The organism is Streptococcus sp. HMSC078H03, assembly GCF_001808655.1.
Taxonomy (GTDB): Bacteria; Bacillota; Bacilli; order Lactobacillales; family Streptococcaceae; genus Streptococcus; species Streptococcus salivarius_G.
This window is the reverse complement of sequence record NZ_KV794072.1, coordinates 209,562-228,417: the sequence shown is the minus strand read 5'-3', so window position 1 is coordinate 228,417 and position 18,856 is coordinate 209,562. Positions and strand designations below refer to the sequence as shown.

The following is an 18,856-nucleotide window of genomic DNA, read 5'->3' as shown; positions in this document are numbered from 1 at the left end:
CTCGCGAAACAGCTTATTTATAATATCATCTCTGACCTGTCTTGTCAATAATTTGCATTGATTTTAATTTTCTTTTTTTTATAACACTTTCTAATAGTACTTCTTCTCTCGATTTATCTAAAAAAAGAAGAGTAAAACTCCTTACTCTTCTTCATCTTTATTTTTATTTTCAATTCTTTCTTTGACTTCATCGTAAGATAGGGCATGATTATCTTCTTCTGAATCTCCAAGAGAATCCTCCGGCATCTTACCAGTCTCATAAATTGACTTGATTTGTGCAGCATCAAGTGTTTCATACTTAAGCAAAGCTTCTGCAATGAGTGCATGTGTTTCTCGGTTTGCATTGATAATTTCAGCTGCTTTGTCATGTGCTTCAACTAAAAGTGATCGAATTTCTTCGTCAATAAGTTGAGCTGTATGAGCTGAGTAAGACTTATCTGTCGTAAATTGTCCTGGATTCATCGCATGATTACCTTCATATTGGACTGGTCCAAGTTTTTCGCTCATACCATATTCAGTAACCATTGCACGTGCTAACTGTGTTGCTTGCTCAAAGTCATTTGAAGCGCCTGAGGTTTGAACGTTGAAAATAATTTCTTCTGCAACACGTCCACCCATAAGTCCTGCCAATTGTTCTTTTAGCTCATCTTTAGATGACAACATCTGATCCTCTTTTGGTAGAGAAATCATATAACCACCTGCGCGGCCTCGTGGAACAATAGTAACCTTGTGAACATCACGAGCGCTAGAAAGTGTTAAACCAACAATTGTATGACCTGCTTCATGGTAAGCCACAACTTTACGTTCGTGTTCTGAAACTTGGCGGTCTTTCTTAGATGGTCCAGCAATAACACGATCCTCTGCTTCGTCGATATCACTAGCATCAATTCTAGTCTTACTACGTCGTGCAGCAACTAGGGCTGCTTCATTCAAGACATTTTCTAAGTCAGCTCCAACAAAACCTGGAGTTTGTTGAGCAACAACTTTAAGGTCAACATCTTCAGCCAATGGTTTATTCTTGGCATGGACTTTCAAGATAGCTTCTCGGCCTTTTACATCTGGGCGACCAACAAGAACTTTACGGTCAAAACGTCCTGGACGTAGGAGGGCTGGATCAAGAACATCACTGCGGTTGGTTGCAGCAATGACAATGATATTCTCATTTCCATCAAAACCATCCATTTCTATCAACAGTTGGTTAAGGGTTTGTTCACGTTCGTCGTTACCGCCACCCATTCCAGTACCACGACGACGGCCAACCGCATCGATTTCATCAATAAAGATAATAGCACGTTCGGCCTTCTTAGCGTCTTCAAAAAGACTACGAACACGACTTGCTCCGACACCGACAAACATCTCTACGAAATCAGAACCTGAGATACTAAAGAAAGGAACATCTGCTTCACCAGCAACAGCTTTAGCAAGCAGAGTTTTACCTGTCCCTGGAGGGCCTTCAAGGAGAACACCCTTAGGGATACGTGCACCAAGTGCTTTATATTTACGTGGATTTTTGAGGAAATCTACGACTTCTACAAGTTCTTCTTTTTCTTCTTCTGCACCAGCCACATCTGTGAAACGAACTTTAATATTCTCTTTTGATTGAGTCTTAGCACGGTTGCGGCCAAAATTCATTGCACCGCGGTTACCACCTTGGTTCATCATGAAAAGGAAGAAAATAGCAATCCCAATCAAAGGTAGGTAACTAAAAAGATATGAAATCCAAGCACCACTTGAACTTTCACGTATCATTTTAACATTAACATCAGCTGCTTCTGATGCTGACTGCAATTTCTGCATGGTTGTTTCATTCTGCAGCACAGTCGATGTAAAGCTACGTGTCTCTGATGATGCACTACCTAAAAATGGTAGACTAAGATCAGTATCAACCTTTTCGGCCTTTTTGTAGCTACCTTTAACTTCAATGATACTACCGTCTGGCTGATAAGTGATAGATTTTACCTTACCATCTTCAATTTTCTTAACCAACTGTGTGTAAGACAATTGTTGACTTGGGCTTTGGCTTCCTCCTGCAAAGTATTGTACTCCGGTTACAACCGCAATAATAACTATGATGTAGAGAAAAGCGTTCCGTAAGAAGCCATTATTATTTTTATTATTCATAAATTAATTAGACCTTTACTTATTTTGTATAAATTTCTTCTTTTAGGACACCGACATAAGGGAGGTTACGGTATTTTTCATCATAGTCTAGTCCGAAACCAACGATAAATTCATTAGGAACATCGTAACATACGTAATCTGCCTCAATATCAACAACACGACCTTCTGGTTTATCAAAAAGAGTTGCGATTTTGACTGAATTGGCTTTACGGTACTTGAACATATCTCGAAGATAAAGGAGCGTACGACCTGTGTCAATGATATCTTCAATAAAGATGATGTCTCGTCCTTCAACATTAGTGTCAACATCTTTAAGAATCTTTACTTCACCACTGCTGACAGTTCCACCACCATAACTTGAAACGACCATAAAGTCCATCTCAATATGGGTATCGATATGTTTGATAAGTTCTGCCATAAATGGAACAGCACCTTTCAAAACACAGACTAGTAAAGGATTTTTCCCCGCATAATCCTCTGTCAATTGTTGTCCTAGTTCTTTAGTTTTAGCTACGATATCCTCTTGGGAAAAGAGGACTTTTTTAATGTCTTTTTCTAACATTTGGGTTCCCTTTCTCGAAGTCAATATTCTGTTATTATACCACTTTTACTTCAATCATCGTTATTTGAACATGGTATTTGATTAGAAATTCTTATAAATGACTACAGTGCCATAAAGTATAGCATTTTCAGGTCTTTTTTTCAAATAGAGACGCCCAGCAACATAAAGAAAAATAATCTGACCATCTTGTTCTCCTATAATGGCTTTTTGACGATCCTTCTCTAAAATCTTATTGTCTATAAACAGTCGTCTTAATTTTTTATGGTGACTACCAAGGTCAATCTTATCGCCTTCTTTTCTATGACGAATCAGTATTGGGGAATCTGACCAAATACTAATAGTATCTGAGTTAGAAACGTCATTGAATTCTGAAAAAGTCAAGGTGTAATCCTCAAACTCAACAGATTTTCCAAATTCTAAGAGACAAGGAGGGGATAAAGAGATAGCCTCTTCTTTCCTTATTAGGAAAGAAGTCTGTGTTTTTATTAGTTCGTAACCATTTTTTAGGGGTATCTTCCCTGAACCATTTTTTCTTAGATAACTTATCAATTGATTAAATTGGCCTTTAGAAAGCTGTAAATCAGGAAAGGTATCTAAATAGTTCTGAAAAAGAAAGAGCTGGACAGGATCTGACTGTTGCTGAAAAACAGATAAATCAGTGATAGTAATATCCTTTGTTAACTCCCCTAAAGCTTGCTTCATAAGACCAATCTCCTCGGCTAAAAGACAAAGGTGCTCCTTAAATTTAGGATTTTCCTGAGATAAGGTAGGAAGATAGGATAGTCTGATGCGATTCCGAAGATAGGCTAATGACGTATTACTCCTATCTTCAAAATGGAAAGTTACGGGAAGCTGATCTTTCGTAAGATGCAAAAAGGGACGAATAATCTGACCAGTGCCAAATGGTCTGATAGCTGAAATTCCTGTCAGGTGTCTTAAACGACTTCCTCTCAACAGTCTCATAAAAATCGTCTCTGCTTGATCATCTGCATGATGGGCTGTTACAAGAGCAGAGTAATCATAATCTTTCATGACCCGCTTAAAAAACTCATAGCGAAAGGTACGGGCAGCATTTTCTGAAAACTTTCCTGAGAAGGCACTATAGTGAAAAGGGACCTTATGTTCCTCTGCCCAATGACGTAAATACGCTTCTTCATGCTCCGACTCTTGTCGTTGTTTATGGTTAACGTGAGCAATCCCCAACTGAATATCCAAATCTTTTTGATGGTTATACAAAAAGTGCAGCAAACTCATAGAGTCTGCTCCACCTGATACTGCTACTAAAATTTTCTTGTGCTGGTTAAAATAACCCTTGGCTTGCATCATTTGCAACAATTTTTGTGTCATTATTTTAAAATTCCATAAACATCATCTGCAATTGAGGTGATTTTGTCATAGCCCTCTTTATCCGTAAAAATCGATAGAATAAAGGGAGAATCTGCATAAACAATAGCGACGTCATGTTTAAAGTCGTAGGCATCACCAATTTTATGAGCGACAGGCACATCAATGTTTTTGGAAATACGTTCGCCATCATAGTCCGTACTTGAAAGATAATTGATAATATCTCCATTTTGTCTATAAACAGCCTCCATCAAAGTACCTGCGGCTCTAGCAGTCAACTCCTTTTTATCCATATTCCACGAAGTCGCTGCGGCTTTATCTACTGATTTTTGGAAGGCCTTGTCATACTGATTGGTTACATAATAACCTAATATATTTGTCGCTACATTATCTGAGTTTTGGGCTACAGCCTTTAACAGATTTTCCAAGCTATAATTCTTATCATCAGGTATCTTACTAATCTTTCCAGAACCATCTGGATCATAGGCACCTGGAAAACCATTCACAGCTGCGGTATATTGATACTCATCTGATAATGATAATTTTTTTTGAGACAGACGTTCCTGTGCATAATAGAGTACTCCAAGCTTGGCTACGCTTGCTGCATACATGCTTTTTTCGTCATTGATAGCAGCTACTCGGTCCGTATCAAGCTGTTTAACATAAACTGAGATGCGCTCTTGATTGTTATACTTCTCATTAAGGACTTTTTGAACAGCCTCGATGCGATTGTCAGTCGTTGATAAATCAGAAGCGTTGATCCACCCCTCACCGTCTACCAAATAGTAGGTCCCTGCATGCGTCTGAGCTGCTTGGCTAACCTTAATGGGTTTAAAACTAGCGAGTTTGGAGTCAGCTTTTTCAGTTCCTAAAACGTAAGGTTCTTTGTATACCGTTAAACCATCTTTAGTCCATAAGGTCATATCTACTGGTTTTTCATTATAGATACTGTCGTCTACAATTGATTTCTGACTAGCGGCTACATAATCACCATCTTGAAGTTGGAAAACAGGCTCACCTTTAGCATTCCAAAAAATAGCAGAAATTGATAGTTTGGTATCCGCTTGGATACTGGTTTTAAATTCTGTTAAATCCTTGTTCTTATAAGTTAGGATAGTTGTTATCGTTCTTGGATTTTTAGGAATCTGTTTAAATTGAGCCAAACTAGCTGTAGTATTTTGAGTCAATTTTTGGACCTGTTTTTGGGTCAGAGTTAGCTCCTTCTCCATAGGAAGTAAGACTAGGGGGCTAGAAGATACAAGCACAACAGTTGCAGCTATTAAGAGCTTTTTCATGCTTGCTTCTTCACCTCCTCTTTCCTCGGTAATTCCATTTTAAGTTGCTGATTTTTTTCTGATAGTTCCTCTAACTTGGCTTCTGAATAGGTTAAAAAAGTTTCTACAGTTTTTAGTAAATCTTTCATTAGGGTAATAAGCTTGGTACAGGATAGATTGACTCTCCTTCACGTGAATAATAGTACTTAGCACGCGCATATTTCTCGGCGAAAGCATCATCCTTAAGTTTCTTAGCCAAATCCTTTCGTTCCTTTGTCTGATCCGACAATTTATCATAGTCTTTCTGAAGCGACAAGACTTCCTTCTCTTGCTGTTTGATATTCATATAGGTCTCAACCAGATTATAGGTTGGCAAGATAAAGAGTAAAACAACCACAAAAAGAATCCACCCCATAAAGCGATTCCTTTGTTCGTGTTCGGCACGCTCTAATCGTTGCTCTTGATTGGCATTATCAATGTAATCGTTCGTAAGCTGTACAATATTAGGCTTCTTGCTCATCTGCTTCAATCCTTGTTTCACTTATAATCTCGTACATTTTTGCCGCATCTTCTTTTTTAGTACTGTCTTTCATTTCTAAAACACGGACAGTTAAAAGTTTATTTCCAAAACGAACTTCCACTTGGTCACCAATTTTTAAATCTGTAGATGACTTAGCGAGTACTCCATTTACTTTTATACGTCCTTTATCAGCTACTTCTTTAGCAACTGGACGGCGTTTGATAATTCGTGATACTTTTAAATATTTGTCTAATCTCAATGTTACTGTTTCCTTTTCGTTAGGATATCTCTTCTATGATAGCATTTTTTTGAGAAAATAGGTGACTAAAGCCTTTTCAAGTACAAAAATAAGAGAATCGACACTAGTCGACCCTCTCAGGAGATTTATGAAAAAGAAAAGTTTTAGGATATTTTATAGTATAGAGAGACTTACTTAAACTTTCCTTAAGCTTCTTTTTTTTCTTTACGTTCTTTGATTTCCATAAATGTCTGTCCAAAAATTTTTAATTCTTCAAGAATCTCATAGTCTTTCTTGTTACGAACATCAAAAGTAATCTCTACTTTCCCTTGGTTATCACTGATTTTTGCTTTTAAATGCGTTTTAGAGATGGCTTCGAAATAGTCTTGAGTCAAGAAGAATTTAAGAGAGGCTTTTTCGAAACGAACAATAATAGTATCGTTCTTACGCTCGACTAATTCTGCAAAGGCAGCATCCAAATAGGCCTTAACCAGACCAATCTCAATGAGATAGGCAACTTGGTCTGGATATTCTCCAAAGCGGTCAATAAGCTCATCTTGAAGGTCTTGATAGTCTTTCTGATTCTCAATTTCTCGAATACGCTTATAAATTTCAATTTTTTGGCGCTCGTCAGAAATATAGTCAGAAGGGAGGTAAGCATCAATCTGAAGATTGAACTCTGCATTTCCTTTACGGCGAACTTGAGTTTTACCTTGACGTTTATTGATAGCCTCTTCCAAGAGTTGCGAGTACATTTCGAATCCGACTGAGTCGATGAAACCACTTTGAGAAGCACCAAGAATGTTCCCGGCACCACGAATTGATAAATCACGCATGGCAATTTTGAAACCTGATCCCAGTTCTGTAAATCCCTTAATAGCATCCAATCGCTTCTCAGAAACTTCCGTCAACACTTTGTCAGGACGATACATGAGATAGGCATAAGCAATTCGATTACTACGCCCCACACGACCTCTCAACTGATAAAGAGTAGATAAGCCCATATGATCTGCATTCTCAATAAAGAGCGTATTAACGTTGGAGATATCAATCCCTGTCTCGATAATGGTCGTTGCTACCAAAACATCGTAATCACCATTCAAGAAATCCAAGAGGGTATTCTCCAACATAACCTCACTCATCTGACCATGAACAAATCCGATACGTGCTTCAGGGACTAGCTCATGTAGTTCAGAAACTTTTTGATCAATGGTTTCAACACGATTATAAACATAAAAAATCTGGCCGCCTCGGTCCATCTCTCTTAATATCGCTTCTCGAATAAGACCAGGATTGGTTTCCATAACATAAGTTTGAACTGGATAACGGTTGGTAGGTGCTGTCTCAATAATCGACAAATCACGAATACCTAACATAGACATATGAAGCGTACGAGGAATAGGTGTCGCAGTTAGCGTAAGTACATCAACCCTAGCCTTCAACTCCTTAAGTTTCTCTTTATGCTTCACGCCAAAACGTTGTTCTTCATCAATTACTAGCAAGCCTAAGTCAGAAAACTTAACATCTTTGGACAGCAGGCGGTGGGTACCGATAATAATATCAATACGCCCTTTAGCTAAATTTTCAATAGTCTCATTTTGCTCTTTTTTACTTCTAAAACGACTGAGTTCATCTACCTCAACAGCATGATTTTCAAAACGTTCTTTAAAATTCAAATAATGCTGGTGGGCAAGAACTGTTGTAGGAACTAGGATAGCAACTTGCTTTCCATCATTGACCGCCTTGAAGGCAGCACGCATAGCTACCTCTGTCTTACCAAAACCAACATCACCAACCAAGAGACGATCCATGGGTTTGTCTGACTCCATGTCTGCCTTAATTTCCTTGATAGAACGCAATTGATCCTCTGTCTCAGCATAGGTAAAATCATCTTCGAAATCCCTTTGGTTATCATCATCTGGTGAAAAAGCAAAACCTTTAAGTTGACTACGCTCAGCATAAAGTTTTAAGAGATCATCGGCAATATCCTCTACTTGCTTGCTTACTTTTTGTTTAGTCTTTTGAAAACGCCCATCATTGAGTTTATTAATTTTAGGCTCTTTTCCGTCCGCTGATACATACTTAGAGAGACTCTCAATCTGCTCAACAGGTAGAGAAATTGTTGCAGCATCCTGATATTGGATGGTCAAGTAGTCACGATGCACCCCTTTAATCTCAATAGTCTCAATACCTTTAAATTGACCGATACCATGAGTCTGGTGTACAACATAATCACCTTTTTCAAGTTCATTGTAATCTTTGAGACGCTCTGCATTGGAAACGTGACTGGCACGCGCACGACGTTTTACTTTTTTATGAAAAATCTCACGTTCAGTGACAAGAACAAGCTTTTCATCCGCAAAGTAAAAACCATTGGATAAGTTTCCTAAGACTAACTGAGGCTTATGAGGGATCAAATCTCCAAAACTACTAAGGGGTAAATCTAAATCATATTCTTCCAAGGTTTCCTTCAAAGATTTGAGCTGCTTCTCAGACCCCACTTGTAAAATAACTGTTGCCTTATTCTTGGTATAGCGATGTATTTCATCAACTAGAAGTGGGAACTGGTTAAAGAACTCTTGCATAGGGTATTGCGTGAATTGATACAACTTATCAAATTTAAGATTTCCCAATCCCTTATGAAAATTCGAAAAGAAACTAGCTGGCTGATAGTTACGTAAAGTCTTAAATGAATCCACTAAGTAATTTAGATGACTCAGAGACTTGCCCTGATGAAGATCCTCAGTTAAAAGATTAGCCACTTCCAACTCAAGACGTCCATGGCGGTCCACTATCTTTTGAAAATCATCAATGAATACAGGAGTTCCCTTTGGAAGGTAGTCAAATAAGGTGTAAGCTTTATCATAAAAGAGAGATAAAAACTTACGTAAATCTTTATGACGGTAACCATCAATCGTAACTGACAGAACTTCCTCAAGGTAAGCTTTATGAGGACCTTCTGCCTTCGAGACCGCACTTTCTAGGGCCTTCTCAGCACGTTGGTAATCTTCTCTTGTTAAGATAATATCATCTGCCGGAGATACGATAACATGCTCTAAATTGTCTAAAGATTTTTGACTATCGCTATCAAACTGACGAATACCATCAATCTCGTCTCCAAAAAATTCTAAACGGTAGGGGAGTTCTGCAGTCAGTTCATAGATATCTAAAATATCGCCCCTACGACTAAACTCACCAGGTGAGAGAACCTGCTCTACCCTTTGGTATCCAATATGAGTCAGATGCTTACTGAGAGCCTCTAAATCATGTTCTTCCCCTAGTGCTAAGTTAATACGAGAGTCTTTATAAACCTTAGGGTTAGGCAAATGTAACTTAGTCCCAACTAAACTCGTGACCAAAACCCCACTGGCCTCTTTATCTATTAAAAAATTAAGACTTTCGAGACGAGAATGGGTCTTTTCTGGAGAAGCGAAGATAAACTCTGCAGCTACTACATCATCTGCAAAAAAAGAATAAACCTTATCCTCTCCTAAGATAGCTGACAAATCTCCTGTTAGTTGCTCAGCTTCATTTTGTGTTGAAGTAACGATTAGAATCTTAGGAACCTGCTCAGAAAGGGCAGATGCCATGACAACTGCCTTGCTGGAACCAGAAAATCCCATAACCAACTGTCTACTCAATAAAGTTACTTTATCACGCCACTCAAGCAATTGAGGATTCTTCTCAAAAAGATCTAATAGGGTATTAGCCATTATAACGCCTCATGGTGTCTTCGAAATCATTGGTTTTAAGGTAATGATTGAGGGCCGTCTCTACCTTGTCTAAAGTCAGTAAAATTGTGGCATAATCATCTTCACTAAATTTTCCAAGGACATGATTAACGACCGTCATTCCTTTCTGTGGGCGACCAATACCAATTTTTATACGGTCAAATTCTTGAGTGCCAGTTTCAGCAATAATAGATTTAATCCCATTATGACCACCTGCTGAACCTTTTTGACGAAAGCGCAGTTTCCCAACTTCCATATCTAAGTCATCGTAAATAACGATAAAATCCTCCATGGGAATATTGTAATAAGCTAGCAATGCTCTAACAGCTAGACCAGATAGATTCATAAAGGTCGTTGGTTTCACAAAATAAACCTTTTCACCGTTTAAAAAGGTCGAAGCCACTTCAGCCTTAAAGGTCTTTTCTTCAGAAAAGGTTAATCCCAGTTCCTTAGCCATTAGGTCAATAGCCATAAAACCAACATTGTGACGTGTCTCATGGTATTTTGAACCAGGATTTCCCAAGCCAACTACTAATTTTGTCATTATTTCTCCTCTTTGATAAACAGCAAAAGGACTGAAAAATACTTTTCAGCCTTGTGCACTATTTTTTATTTTCTAAACGTTGAAACGGAATTCCATAATATCGCCATCTTGGACAACATATTCTTTTCCTTCTTCACGAAGGCGACCAGCTTCCTTAACAGCTTTCTCAGAACCATATTTAATGAGATCATCGTAAGACATGGTTACAGCACGGATAAAGCCTTTCTCGAAGTCAGAGTGGATAATTCCTGCTGCTTGTGGAGCCTTGATGCCGCGTTTAAAGGTCCAAGCACGTACTTCTTTCTCACCAGCAGTAAAGTAAGTTCCAAGACCAAGCAAGTGATAGGCTGCGCGTGTCAGTTTATCAACTCCTGATTCTGTCAAACCAAGGTCTTCCAAGAACATTTCTTTGTCTTCATCATCCAATTCAGAAATTTCTTCCTCAACACGTGCCGAGATAACAACTACTTCTGCATTTTCAGTCGCTGCAAACTCACGAATTTGTTTGACATAATCAATATCATCAGGATTTGCGACTTGGTCTTCATCAACGTTAGCCACATAAAGTACTGGTTTTGTTGTCAAGAGGAAGAGTCCCTTAACAATTTTTTGCTCTTCCTCAGTAAAATCAATCGTACGTGCAGACTTACCATCTTCTAGAACAGGTTTAATCTTTTGAAGAATATTAAACTCTGCCACAGAATCTTTATCTTTTTGTGTACGCGCAATTTTTTCGACACGCGCATAACGTTTGTTAATTGATTCAAGGTCAGCCAAAATCAATTCTAGGTTGATTGTATCGATATCGGCCATAGGATCTACAAAGGCATCCTCACGCCCTTGTTCACGCATAACATTTTCATCATCGAAAGCACGAACGACATGGACAATAGCATCTACTTCACGAATGTTCGCCAAGAACTTATTTCCAAGACCTTCACCCTTTGATGCTCCTTTTACGATACCCGCAATATCTGTGAACTCAAATGTGGTTGGAACTGTCTTTTTAGGGGTAATAAGTTCAGTCAGTTTCGTCAAACGCTCGTCTGGTACCTCAACCATTCCGACGTTTGGATCAATTGTCGCGAAAGGATAGTTAGCAGCTTCCGCACCCGCTTTTGTAATTGCATTGAAAAGAGTTGATTTACCAACGTTTGGCAAACCAACGATACCTGCTGTTAAAGCCATTAATTTATTTCTCCATAAAAAAGTAATTCAGTTAATTATAACACAAAAATTGTTAAAAATAGGCAACTTCCCTTTGAGAATCATAAAAAGGAAAGCAAGGCAAAGAATGCTATAAAGAAGATAATTAGGGACTCTAGAAAGTTTTTATATTGCTAGTAAACTAATTTTCTTAACACAAGAACCTCATTATATAGACTCCCCAATGTCTGTTATAAAACCTTCTTAAGTTTCTTTTCGAAATCATGACGACTCATCATAACCACATGATCACAATTCGTACAACGAATCTTAATGTCAGCTCCAAGACGGGTCACTTCCCATTCATTAGCTTTTTTTCCTGTTGCTTTTATGGTACAAGCATGTGGTTTTTTCATTTCAACTAAACTTCCAATTTGGTACATAAACTCCCTCTCTAGTAAAAAAGTTATCCACAGTGGATAACTTTTTCGATTTTAGTTTGTTCTTACAGGTGTAATCAATTGAATAAAATTCTCACTGTCATCTGCTGGCGTCAAAGTAAATGGACGCACCGGTGAAATGAAACGTACACGGACAGTCTCACTCTTAAGAGCTTTCAAAGCATCTATTAGGTAGGTTGGGTTGAAACTAATGACCAAATCACTACCAGAAACATCTTGCACATCAATATCCTCATTCACCTTTCCGACTTCTGGTGAATTAACATGGGCACTGACACTGCCATTGATGATTTCGAGTTTGACGGTACCACTTTGACTAGCATTAGAAATCAAATATGAACGTTCCATAGCAGAACGAAGGCTAGCAGTCTCGAAAACAACTTCTGTTTCAAATGAATCAGACAAGAGACGATTCGTGTCTGGATAATTTCCTTCAAGTAGACGTGTATAGAAAGAAATTGTTTCACTACGGAATAGAATTTGATTTGCTGAGAAGAAAACCTCTAAGTTTTCAATATCATCGCTAAAGACTGCCGATAATTCTTTAAGTGAGCGACTTGGGATTACAACATCAAAGTTATCCGCAGAATGCTCCAAAACAAGTTGACGTTGGCTCATTCGGTGAGAGTCTGTTGCTACAGCTTTGAGATCTTTATGATTTGAAAGAACAAAGTGAACCCCAGTTAAAATTGGACGACTTTCTTGTGTGCTTGCTGCGAATGAAGTTTCAGCAATGATAGATTTTAACACTTTTGTGTCCATGAGTAATGGCGTCAAGCTATCAACTTCCTGAATACGGGGATATTGTTCGACATCTTTCCCTTTCAAGGTAATTTCTGATTTACCACTTTTCAGTAAAACTTGGTATTGTTCGATTTCTTCAAAAGTAAGGGTAACATCAGGCAAGCTTGAGACAACATTAATGAAAAAGTTTGCTTCCAAAAGGATACTACCTGGCTGCGTAATTAATAGGCCTGCATTTTCTTCTGAAACTGAGATACTATTTTCAATTGAGATTTGCCCATTTGATCCTGTCAAATAGATACCATCTTTGGTAACTTCGATTTTAATCGTTGATAGAATTGGGATAGCATTTTTAGAAGAAATAGCACGGCGAGTTGTATGAAGTGCTTGTAAGAAATAAGCTTTATTAATCGCAAATTGAATCATGATGCTCCTTTATTTTATTAGTATTATTTTAGTAGTAGTAGTAGGTCTTGTGGACACTGTGCATAAGTCTACAAAACATAGTTTTATCAAGGCTTTAAACTTGTGCACAGCCTGTGGAAAAGTTTGGATAATTTTTAATAGTTATCCACAAGTGTCATTTTATCTTGTTTTTGATGGTATCAATTTCAATGCGTAAACTGTCATCTTGAGCAATCATATTTTTGATTTTATTGTATGCATGTAAGACAGTTGAGTGATCTCTTCCGCCAAATTCTTTTCCAATTTTTGGAAGGGAGTTATCAGTCATTTCACGCGCAAGATACATGGCTACCTGACGTGCCAAGACAATATTTTGTGTTCGTTTAGTTGCCTTGATCTCTTTTACAGTGACATTATAAAATTTTCCTACCTCAGTTTGGATATCCTCAATCGGAATAAGAGTTAATTTAGGACCATCCATTTTACGTGCGCGAATGGCTTCGGCAGCTACTTCAACTGTGATAGTATCTAACTGGCGAACATTGGCAACTAAGCTAATATCTTTTAAGGCCCCTTCTAAGTCACGGACATTTGAATCAAATTGGCCAGCTAAATACTCAATTGTTTCAGGAGGAAAATGATAATCATAGTCCATAATCTTATTAGTAAGAATGGCCACTCGCGTTTCAAAGTCGGGTGGTGTGATATTAACGGTTAACCCCCATTTAAAGCGCGTGACAAGACGCTCTTCCATCTCGTTCAATTGATCTGGATTACGGTCGCTGGTCAGGACAATTTGTTTATTATTATTGTGAAGGACATTGAAAGTATTGAAAAATTCCTCTTGAGTGGCTTGCGTTGATTTTTTAGCCAATGATTGAATATCATCAATTAAGAGAACGTCCAGATGACGGTATTTAAGTTTTAGTTCATCCATTTTATCTAAACGGATATGGACAACAAATTCATTAATGAAATTCTCTGCAGTAATGTATTTGATACGTGCTTGAGGATTATCATGTAAGACCTTGTTACCAATGGCATTGAGTAAGTGAGTTTTTCCGAGACCAGGTCCTCCATAAATAAATAGAGGGTTATACGTAGCTCCTGGTGAATCAGCTACAGCTAAAGATGCAGCAACTGACCAACGGTTTTCATCCCCCTGAATAAAATTATCAAAGGTGTACTTACTATTCAAGTCAGAGTCCAATGTAGGAAGAGCAGGTGTTTGCTGTTCCTTTTTATTGCCAAAGTCATTGTTTGTTACAGTTGAATTTGCCTCGTTTAAGAGTGCTTCGTCAAAGACGTACTCAACTTTGATTTCACTATTATAGGCTTCAAAACCAGCCATCAAAATGAAAGATTGCATATTCTTTTCCCAGAATAGCTTTTTGACTTCCTCAAGCAGAATTGTAGCAACGTTATCTTGAACTTTGATGAGCTTGGTATCTAGGACATAATAATCAAAAGTGGCTTGTGTTAGTTCCTCTTTGGCCAGCTCTAAGAGCTTATTCCAAAAAAAATGCTCTTTTTCGGTCATTCCATCAATTCTCCTTCTTTATTCTTGTTCTCTGATTCTATCATAAAACAAAAAAGTTTTCCACAGGTCCGAAGATAAAAGTTCCCTAAGTTATCCACAAGGAAAAAAAGACAATTCACATTGTGCACAAGAGTTATCCACAAGTTGTGAATAAAAAAAGAAACCCTCTCAAATAAAGGGAGGGCAACCATTTTATGATGTGGATAAGTTTGTTTCTTTTTTCTCCTCAATTCACAGGTCAAATAAGCTTGTTGATAATTCTGTTAAAATCTTCTTCCGTCGAAAAGTGGATCTGAATAGTTCCAGAGTGATTTTTGTGATAACGAAGAGTAACGGGGAGACCAAGTGATTTTTCCAGTTCTTTTTCTTTATCTTTTATATGAATATCTTTTTTTGATTTTTGTTTTTTTGGAAGTTCTTGAAGTCTTTTTTCCAGGGTACGAACTGACCATTTTTCAGTAAGGACCTGATGATAGATAGTTAATTGCTTTTTTGTATCCTCAACAGCTAAAAGTGCTCTAGCATGTCCTTGACTCAGTTTGCCATTTTCGATACTCGTCTGTATCTCTTGGGGAAGTTGGAGGAGTCTGAGAGCGTTACTGATATAAGGTCTGGATTTCCCCATAGCTTTCGCCAGTTCCTCGTGACTATAAGCTAGCTCATTAATTAAACTACGATAGGCCTTTGCTTCTTCAATGGGATTGAGATTCGATCGTTGTAAATTTTCAATAATAGCTTGTTTACGACTCTCTTGATCTGTAACTTCCTTTACAACTGCAGGGATTTCTGTCATTCCTAGACGTTTACAGGCACGTAAACGTCTTTCCCCAGCAATTAGTTCATAACCAATAATATCCGATTTTCGGACAATGATTGGCTGTATTAGTCCATTTTCTGCAATCGATTGGCTTAGCTCCGCTAATTCTTCATCAGAGAACTCTATACGAGGTTGAAAAGGATTGGGATAGATGTCACTAATAGGTAAAGCTTTGAGTTGTTCTTGCATGTTATTCCTTTCCAAAAAAGACCTTTACATTATTGTAAAGGTCTTTTGACAGATTTGTCAATGACTTAGTCAGACAAGTCTTCTGTAGATTTTGTTAATTTAAGTTCTTCAGTTTTCTTCTCTTTACCACGATAGAAGGTTACCTTGATTGTATCTCCAATACTATGGCTGTAAAGATTGGTTTGAATATCAGTTTTTGAGCTGATTTCCTTACCGTCAATTTCAGTGATAACATCATTTTCTTGAAGTTTACCGTCAGCTGGCATACCTTTTTGAACGCTGCCGACTACAACTCCAGCTTTCACATCATCTGGTAAATCTAATTTAGAAGTTGCACTGCTAGAAAGGCTGTTAAGATCGGCCATTGAGATTCCTAGGGCTGGTCGTGTAACTTTACCGTCTTTTTCCAATTGATTGATGATTTCGACAACATCGTTTGATGGAATGGCAAATCCCATACCTTCAACGGCGCTACCAGCGACTGCTGACGTTGATGAAATTTTACTTGAGTTAATACCGATAACTTGTCCTTCGATATTGACTAAGGCACCACCTGAGTTACCAGGGTTAATGGCAGCATCTGTTTGGATAGCATTTGTTGAAACAGTTTCACCATTGTCGTTTTGCATAGTTACAGTACGGCTAAGGCTAGAAACGATACCCTCTGTTACTGAGTTGGCATATTCGGTACCAAGTGGGCTACCGATAGCAATTGCCTTCTCGCCGACTGTGAGAGAGTTTGAGTCTGCAAATTCCGCTACGGTTTTAATTTTATCTGAAGAAACTTTGACAACTGCTAGGTCAGAGTAAGTATCTTTACCAACAAGTTCACCAGTAATTTTTGATCCATCTGAAAGCATGATTTCAAGTTTTTTAGCGCCATCGACAACGTGGTTGTTGGTTACGATGTAGGCCTCTTTCCCATCTTTTTTATAGATGACTCCAGAACCTTCACCAGCGACTTGCAACCCATCAGAATCTTTTGATTTGTCTTGACTAGAATCAGAACTATCATCTCCACCAAAGATACGGCCATAAAGTTCATTTAGAGAATCTGATGATGACCCTTCTTGGTAATTGATGACAGAAACAACGGCATTTTGTACTTTCTTAACAGCTTTAGTTGTATCTGTTGTATTATTGTATACGGTCTTAGCTGTTTTAACACCTGTATCTGTTGAATTGGTAAAAGATACCCCTGCTGCTGTTAGTAGGATAAAGGCACCTAGTAAACCACCTAGTAAGCCAATAACAAGCATTGCAATTGGCGCTACTATTTTTTTCCAGTTAAATTTTTTCACGTTTAGTCCTCCTTTTTGATAAACATATCAAAGTAAGCTTAATTATATCATAAAGTGATTTTAAAAAACAGTTATCAACAGTCTGTGGATAAGTTTCAAAAAGTGTAGATAAGAAGCTATTTTATAGGGATAACTAAAGATTCTTAACAGTAAAAAGGTGTGGATAAGGTGTTAAAAGATTGTGGATATATGCTATAATAAGCCTATGAAAGTTAAATTGATTACCGTTGGAAAATTGAAAGAAAAATATTTGAAAGATGGCATTGCGGAGTATGTCAAACGACTAGGACGCTTTACAAAATTTGAGTCTATAGAATTAACGGATGAAAAGACGCCAGATAATGCAAGCGAAGCTGAAAATAAAGCTATCCTAGACAAAGAGGAGCAGCGTATCTTGGCTAAGGTAGGTAATCGTGATTATGTCATTGCCTTAGCTATTGAAGGAAAACAATTTCCCTCGGAGCAATTTGCTAAAGAGTTAGAGCAAGCGACTCTTAGAGGCTATTCAGATATTACTTTTATTATAGGGGGAAGTTTGGGACTCTCTCCTACAGTGAAAAAGAGGGCTAATCAATTAATGAGTTTTGGTCTCTTAACGTTCCCTCATCAGCTTATGCGCCTTGTATTAGTAGAGCAAATTTATCGCGCATTCATGATTCAGCAGGGAAGTCCTTACCATAAGTAGAAGAAGGAAACAGACATGTTCAGAATGAAAAAACGCTCCTATCGTGTTTTTGAAGGATTACGGGTAGCAACTCTAGTAAGTTATATAGGGGGCTTCATTGATGCCTATACTTACAATACTCAAGACGGACGATTTGCAAGTATTCAGACAGGTAATCTCCTTTATTTGGTTATTCATCTTGTTGAGGGGCATATTGCAAGAGCTTTCAGCTATGTGATACCTATTTTTTTCTTTGTTTTAGGTCAGTTTTTTGTTTTTTTTGTTAAGAAGTGGCTCATTAACCATAAATGGGGATGGCATTTGCAAGCGATTAGACTTGCCTTTCTCTTAATGACTATTCTCGCCATTATTACACCTTACGTTGATTCTACTATTACGATTGCGGGCTTGGCCTTCTTTGCCTCTCTTCAAGTAGGTATTTTTAAGCGTGTTAGAGGGGTAAATTATGCTTCCTTCATGATGACTGGAAATATTACGAATACCTCTTTAACCGTTGCTAGGGCTATTGACGAGGGTGATCCCAAAGTGCTTAAACAAGCTTCTTATACTACTATTATCATCTTTACATTTATGGTAGGAGTTGCAGCCTCAACTTGGTTTGCTCAATATTTACATGAATACAGCCTATATACGACTTTGCTTCCTTTGTTTATTTTAAATTATTTCCTATTTATCGAGGCAAAACAAAAACGCAACTAGAGGTTCTAGATTGCGTTTTTTATCTGATCCCAGCAGGATTCGAACCTGCGACCGTTCGCTTAGAAGGCGAATGCTCTATCCAGCTGAGCTATGGGACCAATAACTCTATTAGTTTACAAAATATATAGCAACATGTCAATACTTTGTAAAAGCAAGATAAAAACTAACGTAAAATTCGAATAAATTTAGCAAAATTTAATATTTTTTTTGAAAAAAAGTATAGACAAAATCGAATACTCTGATATAATAATAAGAGTGTTAACGAGATAAAAATCTCAGAACTTGGTCCGTTGGTCAAGGGGTTAAGACACCGCCTTTTCACGGCGGTAACACGGGTTCGAATCCCGTACGGACTATTTTTGCTACTTAGCAGTTTTATCCGCCATAGCTCAGTTGGTAGTAGCGCATGACTGTTAATCATGATGTCGTAGGTTCGAGTCCTACTGGCGGAGTGATAAGACACCTCAAGTTGTATAGCTTGAGTTTTTTTGTACCCAAAGATAAATAGGTCTGGAACAATTGTTCCAGACCTATT

Annotated in this window: 17 protein-coding genes and 3 tRNA genes; 4 read left to right on the top strand and 16 right to left on the bottom strand. The window is 37.9% G+C overall.

Annotated elements, in window-relative coordinates; all coding sequences use genetic code 11:
• Nucleotides 1-141 precede the first annotated feature (141 nt).
• The 15 genes from ftsH to HMPREF2607_RS01210 form a co-directional block, all read right to left on the bottom strand.
• Complete coding sequence (ftsH, locus tag HMPREF2607_RS01285) at nt 142-2,121, bottom strand: ATP-dependent zinc metalloprotease FtsH (RefSeq protein WP_002883966.1); 1,980 nt, start codon at nt 2,119-2,121, stop codon at nt 142-144.
• A 19-nt stretch (nt 2,122-2,140) separates the two neighbouring features.
• The gene (gene hpt / locus HMPREF2607_RS01280) at nt 2,141-2,683 is read right to left on the bottom strand and encodes a hypoxanthine phosphoribosyltransferase (RefSeq protein WP_002883962.1); all 543 of its coding nucleotides are present in this window, start codon (nt 2,681-2,683) and stop codon (nt 2,141-2,143) included.
• An 81-nt stretch (nt 2,684-2,764) separates the two neighbouring features.
• On the bottom strand, nt 2,765-4,030 hold the full coding sequence (tilS, locus tag HMPREF2607_RS01275; protein WP_021144774.1) for a tRNA lysidine(34) synthetase TilS: 1,266 nt from the start codon (nt 4,028-4,030) through the stop codon (nt 2,765-2,767).
• Nucleotides 4,030-5,322 (bottom strand): serine hydrolase, encoded by a 1,293-nt coding sequence (locus HMPREF2607_RS01270; RefSeq protein ID WP_021144773.1) that lies wholly within the window; start codon nt 5,320-5,322, stop codon nt 4,030-4,032. The genes tilS and HMPREF2607_RS01270 overlap by 1 nt, the downstream gene beginning before the upstream one ends.
• Entirely contained in the window at nt 5,319-5,450 is a 132-nt protein-coding gene (locus HMPREF2607_RS01265; protein ID WP_021144772.1) for an SP_0009 family protein, read from the bottom strand. Before HMPREF2607_RS01265 ends, HMPREF2607_RS01270 begins: the two co-directional genes overlap by 4 nt.
• Nucleotides 5,450-5,821 (bottom strand): FtsB family cell division protein, encoded by a 372-nt coding sequence (locus HMPREF2607_RS01260; RefSeq protein ID WP_002886276.1) that lies wholly within the window; start codon nt 5,819-5,821, stop codon nt 5,450-5,452. The genes HMPREF2607_RS01265 and HMPREF2607_RS01260 overlap by 1 nt, the downstream gene beginning before the upstream one ends.
• Nucleotides 5,805-6,080 (bottom strand): RNA-binding S4 domain-containing protein, encoded by a 276-nt coding sequence (locus HMPREF2607_RS01255; RefSeq protein WP_002883975.1) that lies wholly within the window; start codon nt 6,078-6,080, stop codon nt 5,805-5,807. Before HMPREF2607_RS01255 ends, HMPREF2607_RS01260 begins: the two co-directional genes overlap by 17 nt.
• Nucleotides 6,081-6,265: 185 nt before the next feature.
• A complete protein-coding gene (gene mfd, locus HMPREF2607_RS01250; protein ID WP_059749056.1) occupies nt 6,266-9,772 on the bottom strand; it encodes a transcription-repair coupling factor in 3,507 nt (1,168 codons plus the stop codon).
• The gene (gene pth, locus HMPREF2607_RS01245) at nt 9,765-10,334 is read right to left on the bottom strand and encodes an aminoacyl-tRNA hydrolase (RefSeq protein ID WP_013989873.1); all 570 of its coding nucleotides are present in this window, start codon (nt 10,332-10,334) and stop codon (nt 9,765-9,767) included. Before pth ends, mfd begins: the two co-directional genes overlap by 8 nt.
• A gap of 72 nt (nt 10,335-10,406) precedes the next feature.
• Complete coding sequence (gene ychF, locus HMPREF2607_RS01240; RefSeq protein WP_002883967.1) at nt 10,407-11,522, bottom strand: redox-regulated ATPase YchF; 1,116 nt, start codon at nt 11,520-11,522, stop codon at nt 10,407-10,409.
• Between the two features lie 209 nt (nt 11,523-11,731).
• Complete coding sequence (locus HMPREF2607_RS01235) at nt 11,732-11,923, bottom strand: DUF951 domain-containing protein (protein WP_002886272.1); 192 nt, start codon at nt 11,921-11,923, stop codon at nt 11,732-11,734.
• A 51-nt stretch (nt 11,924-11,974) separates the two neighbouring features.
• Entirely contained in the window at nt 11,975-13,111 is a 1,137-nt protein-coding gene (dnaN, locus tag HMPREF2607_RS01230) for a DNA polymerase III subunit beta (RefSeq protein ID WP_014633747.1), read from the bottom strand.
• 154 nt (nt 13,112-13,265) lie between these two features.
• Nucleotides 13,266-14,630 carry a chromosomal replication initiator protein DnaA gene (gene dnaA / locus HMPREF2607_RS01225; RefSeq protein ID WP_049553505.1) on the bottom strand — a complete coding sequence of 455 codons (1,365 nt, stop codon included), beginning with the start codon at nt 14,628-14,630 and terminating at the stop codon, nt 13,266-13,268.
• A 238-nt stretch (nt 14,631-14,868) separates the two neighbouring features.
• Nucleotides 14,869-15,636, bottom strand: a complete 768-nt coding sequence (locus HMPREF2607_RS01215) for a ParB/RepB/Spo0J family partition protein (RefSeq protein ID WP_014635206.1) — start codon at nt 15,634-15,636, stop codon at nt 14,869-14,871.
• Nucleotides 15,637-15,701: 65 nt separating this feature from the next.
• Nucleotides 15,702-16,937 carry a S1C family serine protease gene (locus HMPREF2607_RS01210; RefSeq protein WP_013991347.1) on the bottom strand — a complete coding sequence of 412 codons (1,236 nt, stop codon included), beginning with the start codon at nt 16,935-16,937 and terminating at the stop codon, nt 15,702-15,704.
• A 205-nt stretch (nt 16,938-17,142) separates the two neighbouring features.
• Here HMPREF2607_RS01210 and rlmH point away from each other — a divergent pair, with 205 nt between their 5' ends.
• Nucleotides 17,143-17,622, top strand: a complete 480-nt coding sequence (gene rlmH / locus HMPREF2607_RS01205) for a 23S rRNA (pseudouridine(1915)-N(3))-methyltransferase RlmH (RefSeq protein WP_070475433.1) — start codon at nt 17,143-17,145, stop codon at nt 17,620-17,622.
• A gap of 15 nt (nt 17,623-17,637) precedes the next feature.
• Nucleotides 17,638-18,321, top strand: coding sequence for a YoaK family protein (locus tag HMPREF2607_RS01200; protein WP_070475432.1), 684 nt, complete (start codon nt 17,638-17,640; stop codon nt 18,319-18,321).
• Between the two features lie 24 nt (nt 18,322-18,345).
• Here HMPREF2607_RS01200 and HMPREF2607_RS01195 read toward each other — a convergent pair.
• A tRNA-Arg gene (locus tag HMPREF2607_RS01195) sits at nt 18,346-18,419 on the bottom strand.
• Nucleotides 18,420-18,605: 186 nt separating this feature from the next.
• Here HMPREF2607_RS01195 and HMPREF2607_RS01190 point away from each other — a divergent pair.
• Both HMPREF2607_RS01190 and HMPREF2607_RS01185 read left to right on the top strand, forming a co-directional pair.
• Nucleotides 18,606-18,677: transfer RNA gene (locus tag HMPREF2607_RS01190), tRNA-Glu, on the top strand.
• A 22-nt stretch (nt 18,678-18,699) separates the two neighbouring features.
• Nucleotides 18,700-18,773, top strand: a tRNA-Asn gene (locus HMPREF2607_RS01185).
• The last annotated feature ends 83 nt before the right edge of the window (nt 18,774-18,856 follow it).

Coding starts and splice junctions, on each gene's coding strand:
- ftsH (WP_002883966.1), bottom strand. CDS start 2,121: ATGAATAATAAAAATAATAATGGCTTCTTACGGAACGCTTTTCTCTAC.
- hpt (WP_002883962.1), bottom strand. CDS start 2,683: ATGTTAGAAAAAGACATTAAAAAAGTCCTCTTTTCCCAAGAGGATATC.
- tilS (WP_021144774.1), bottom strand. CDS start 4,030: ATGACACAAAAATTGTTGCAAATGATGCAAGCCAAGGGTTATTTTAAC.
- HMPREF2607_RS01270 (WP_021144773.1), bottom strand. CDS start 5,322: ATGAAAAAGCTCTTAATAGCTGCAACTGTTGTGCTTGTATCTTCTAGC.
- HMPREF2607_RS01265 (WP_021144772.1), bottom strand. CDS start 5,450: ATGAAAGATTTACTAAAAACTGTAGAAACTTTTTTAACCTATTCAGAA.
- HMPREF2607_RS01260 (WP_002886276.1), bottom strand. CDS start 5,821: ATGAGCAAGAAGCCTAATATTGTACAGCTTACGAACGATTACATTGAT.
- mfd (WP_059749056.1), bottom strand. CDS start 9,772: ATGGCTAATACCCTATTAGATCTTTTTGAGAAGAATCCTCAATTGCTT.
- pth (WP_013989873.1), bottom strand. CDS start 10,334: ATGACAAAATTAGTAGTTGGCTTGGGAAATCCTGGTTCAAAATACCAT.
- ychF (WP_002883967.1), bottom strand. CDS start 11,522: ATGGCTTTAACAGCAGGTATCGTTGGTTTGCCAAACGTTGGTAAATCA.
- HMPREF2607_RS01235 (WP_002886272.1), bottom strand. CDS start 11,923: ATGTACCAAATTGGAAGTTTAGTTGAAATGAAAAAACCACATGCTTGT.
- dnaN (WP_014633747.1), bottom strand. CDS start 13,111: ATGATTCAATTTGCGATTAATAAAGCTTATTTCTTACAAGCACTTCAT.
- dnaA (WP_049553505.1), bottom strand. CDS start 14,630: ATGACCGAAAAAGAGCATTTTTTTTGGAATAAGCTCTTAGAGCTGGCC.
- HMPREF2607_RS01215 (WP_014635206.1), bottom strand. CDS start 15,636: ATGCAAGAACAACTCAAAGCTTTACCTATTAGTGACATCTATCCCAAT.
- rlmH (WP_070475433.1), top strand. CDS start 17,143: ATGAAAGTTAAATTGATTACCGTTGGAAAATTGAAAGAAAAATATTTG.
- HMPREF2607_RS01200 (WP_070475432.1), top strand. CDS start 17,638: ATGTTCAGAATGAAAAAACGCTCCTATCGTGTTTTTGAAGGATTACGG.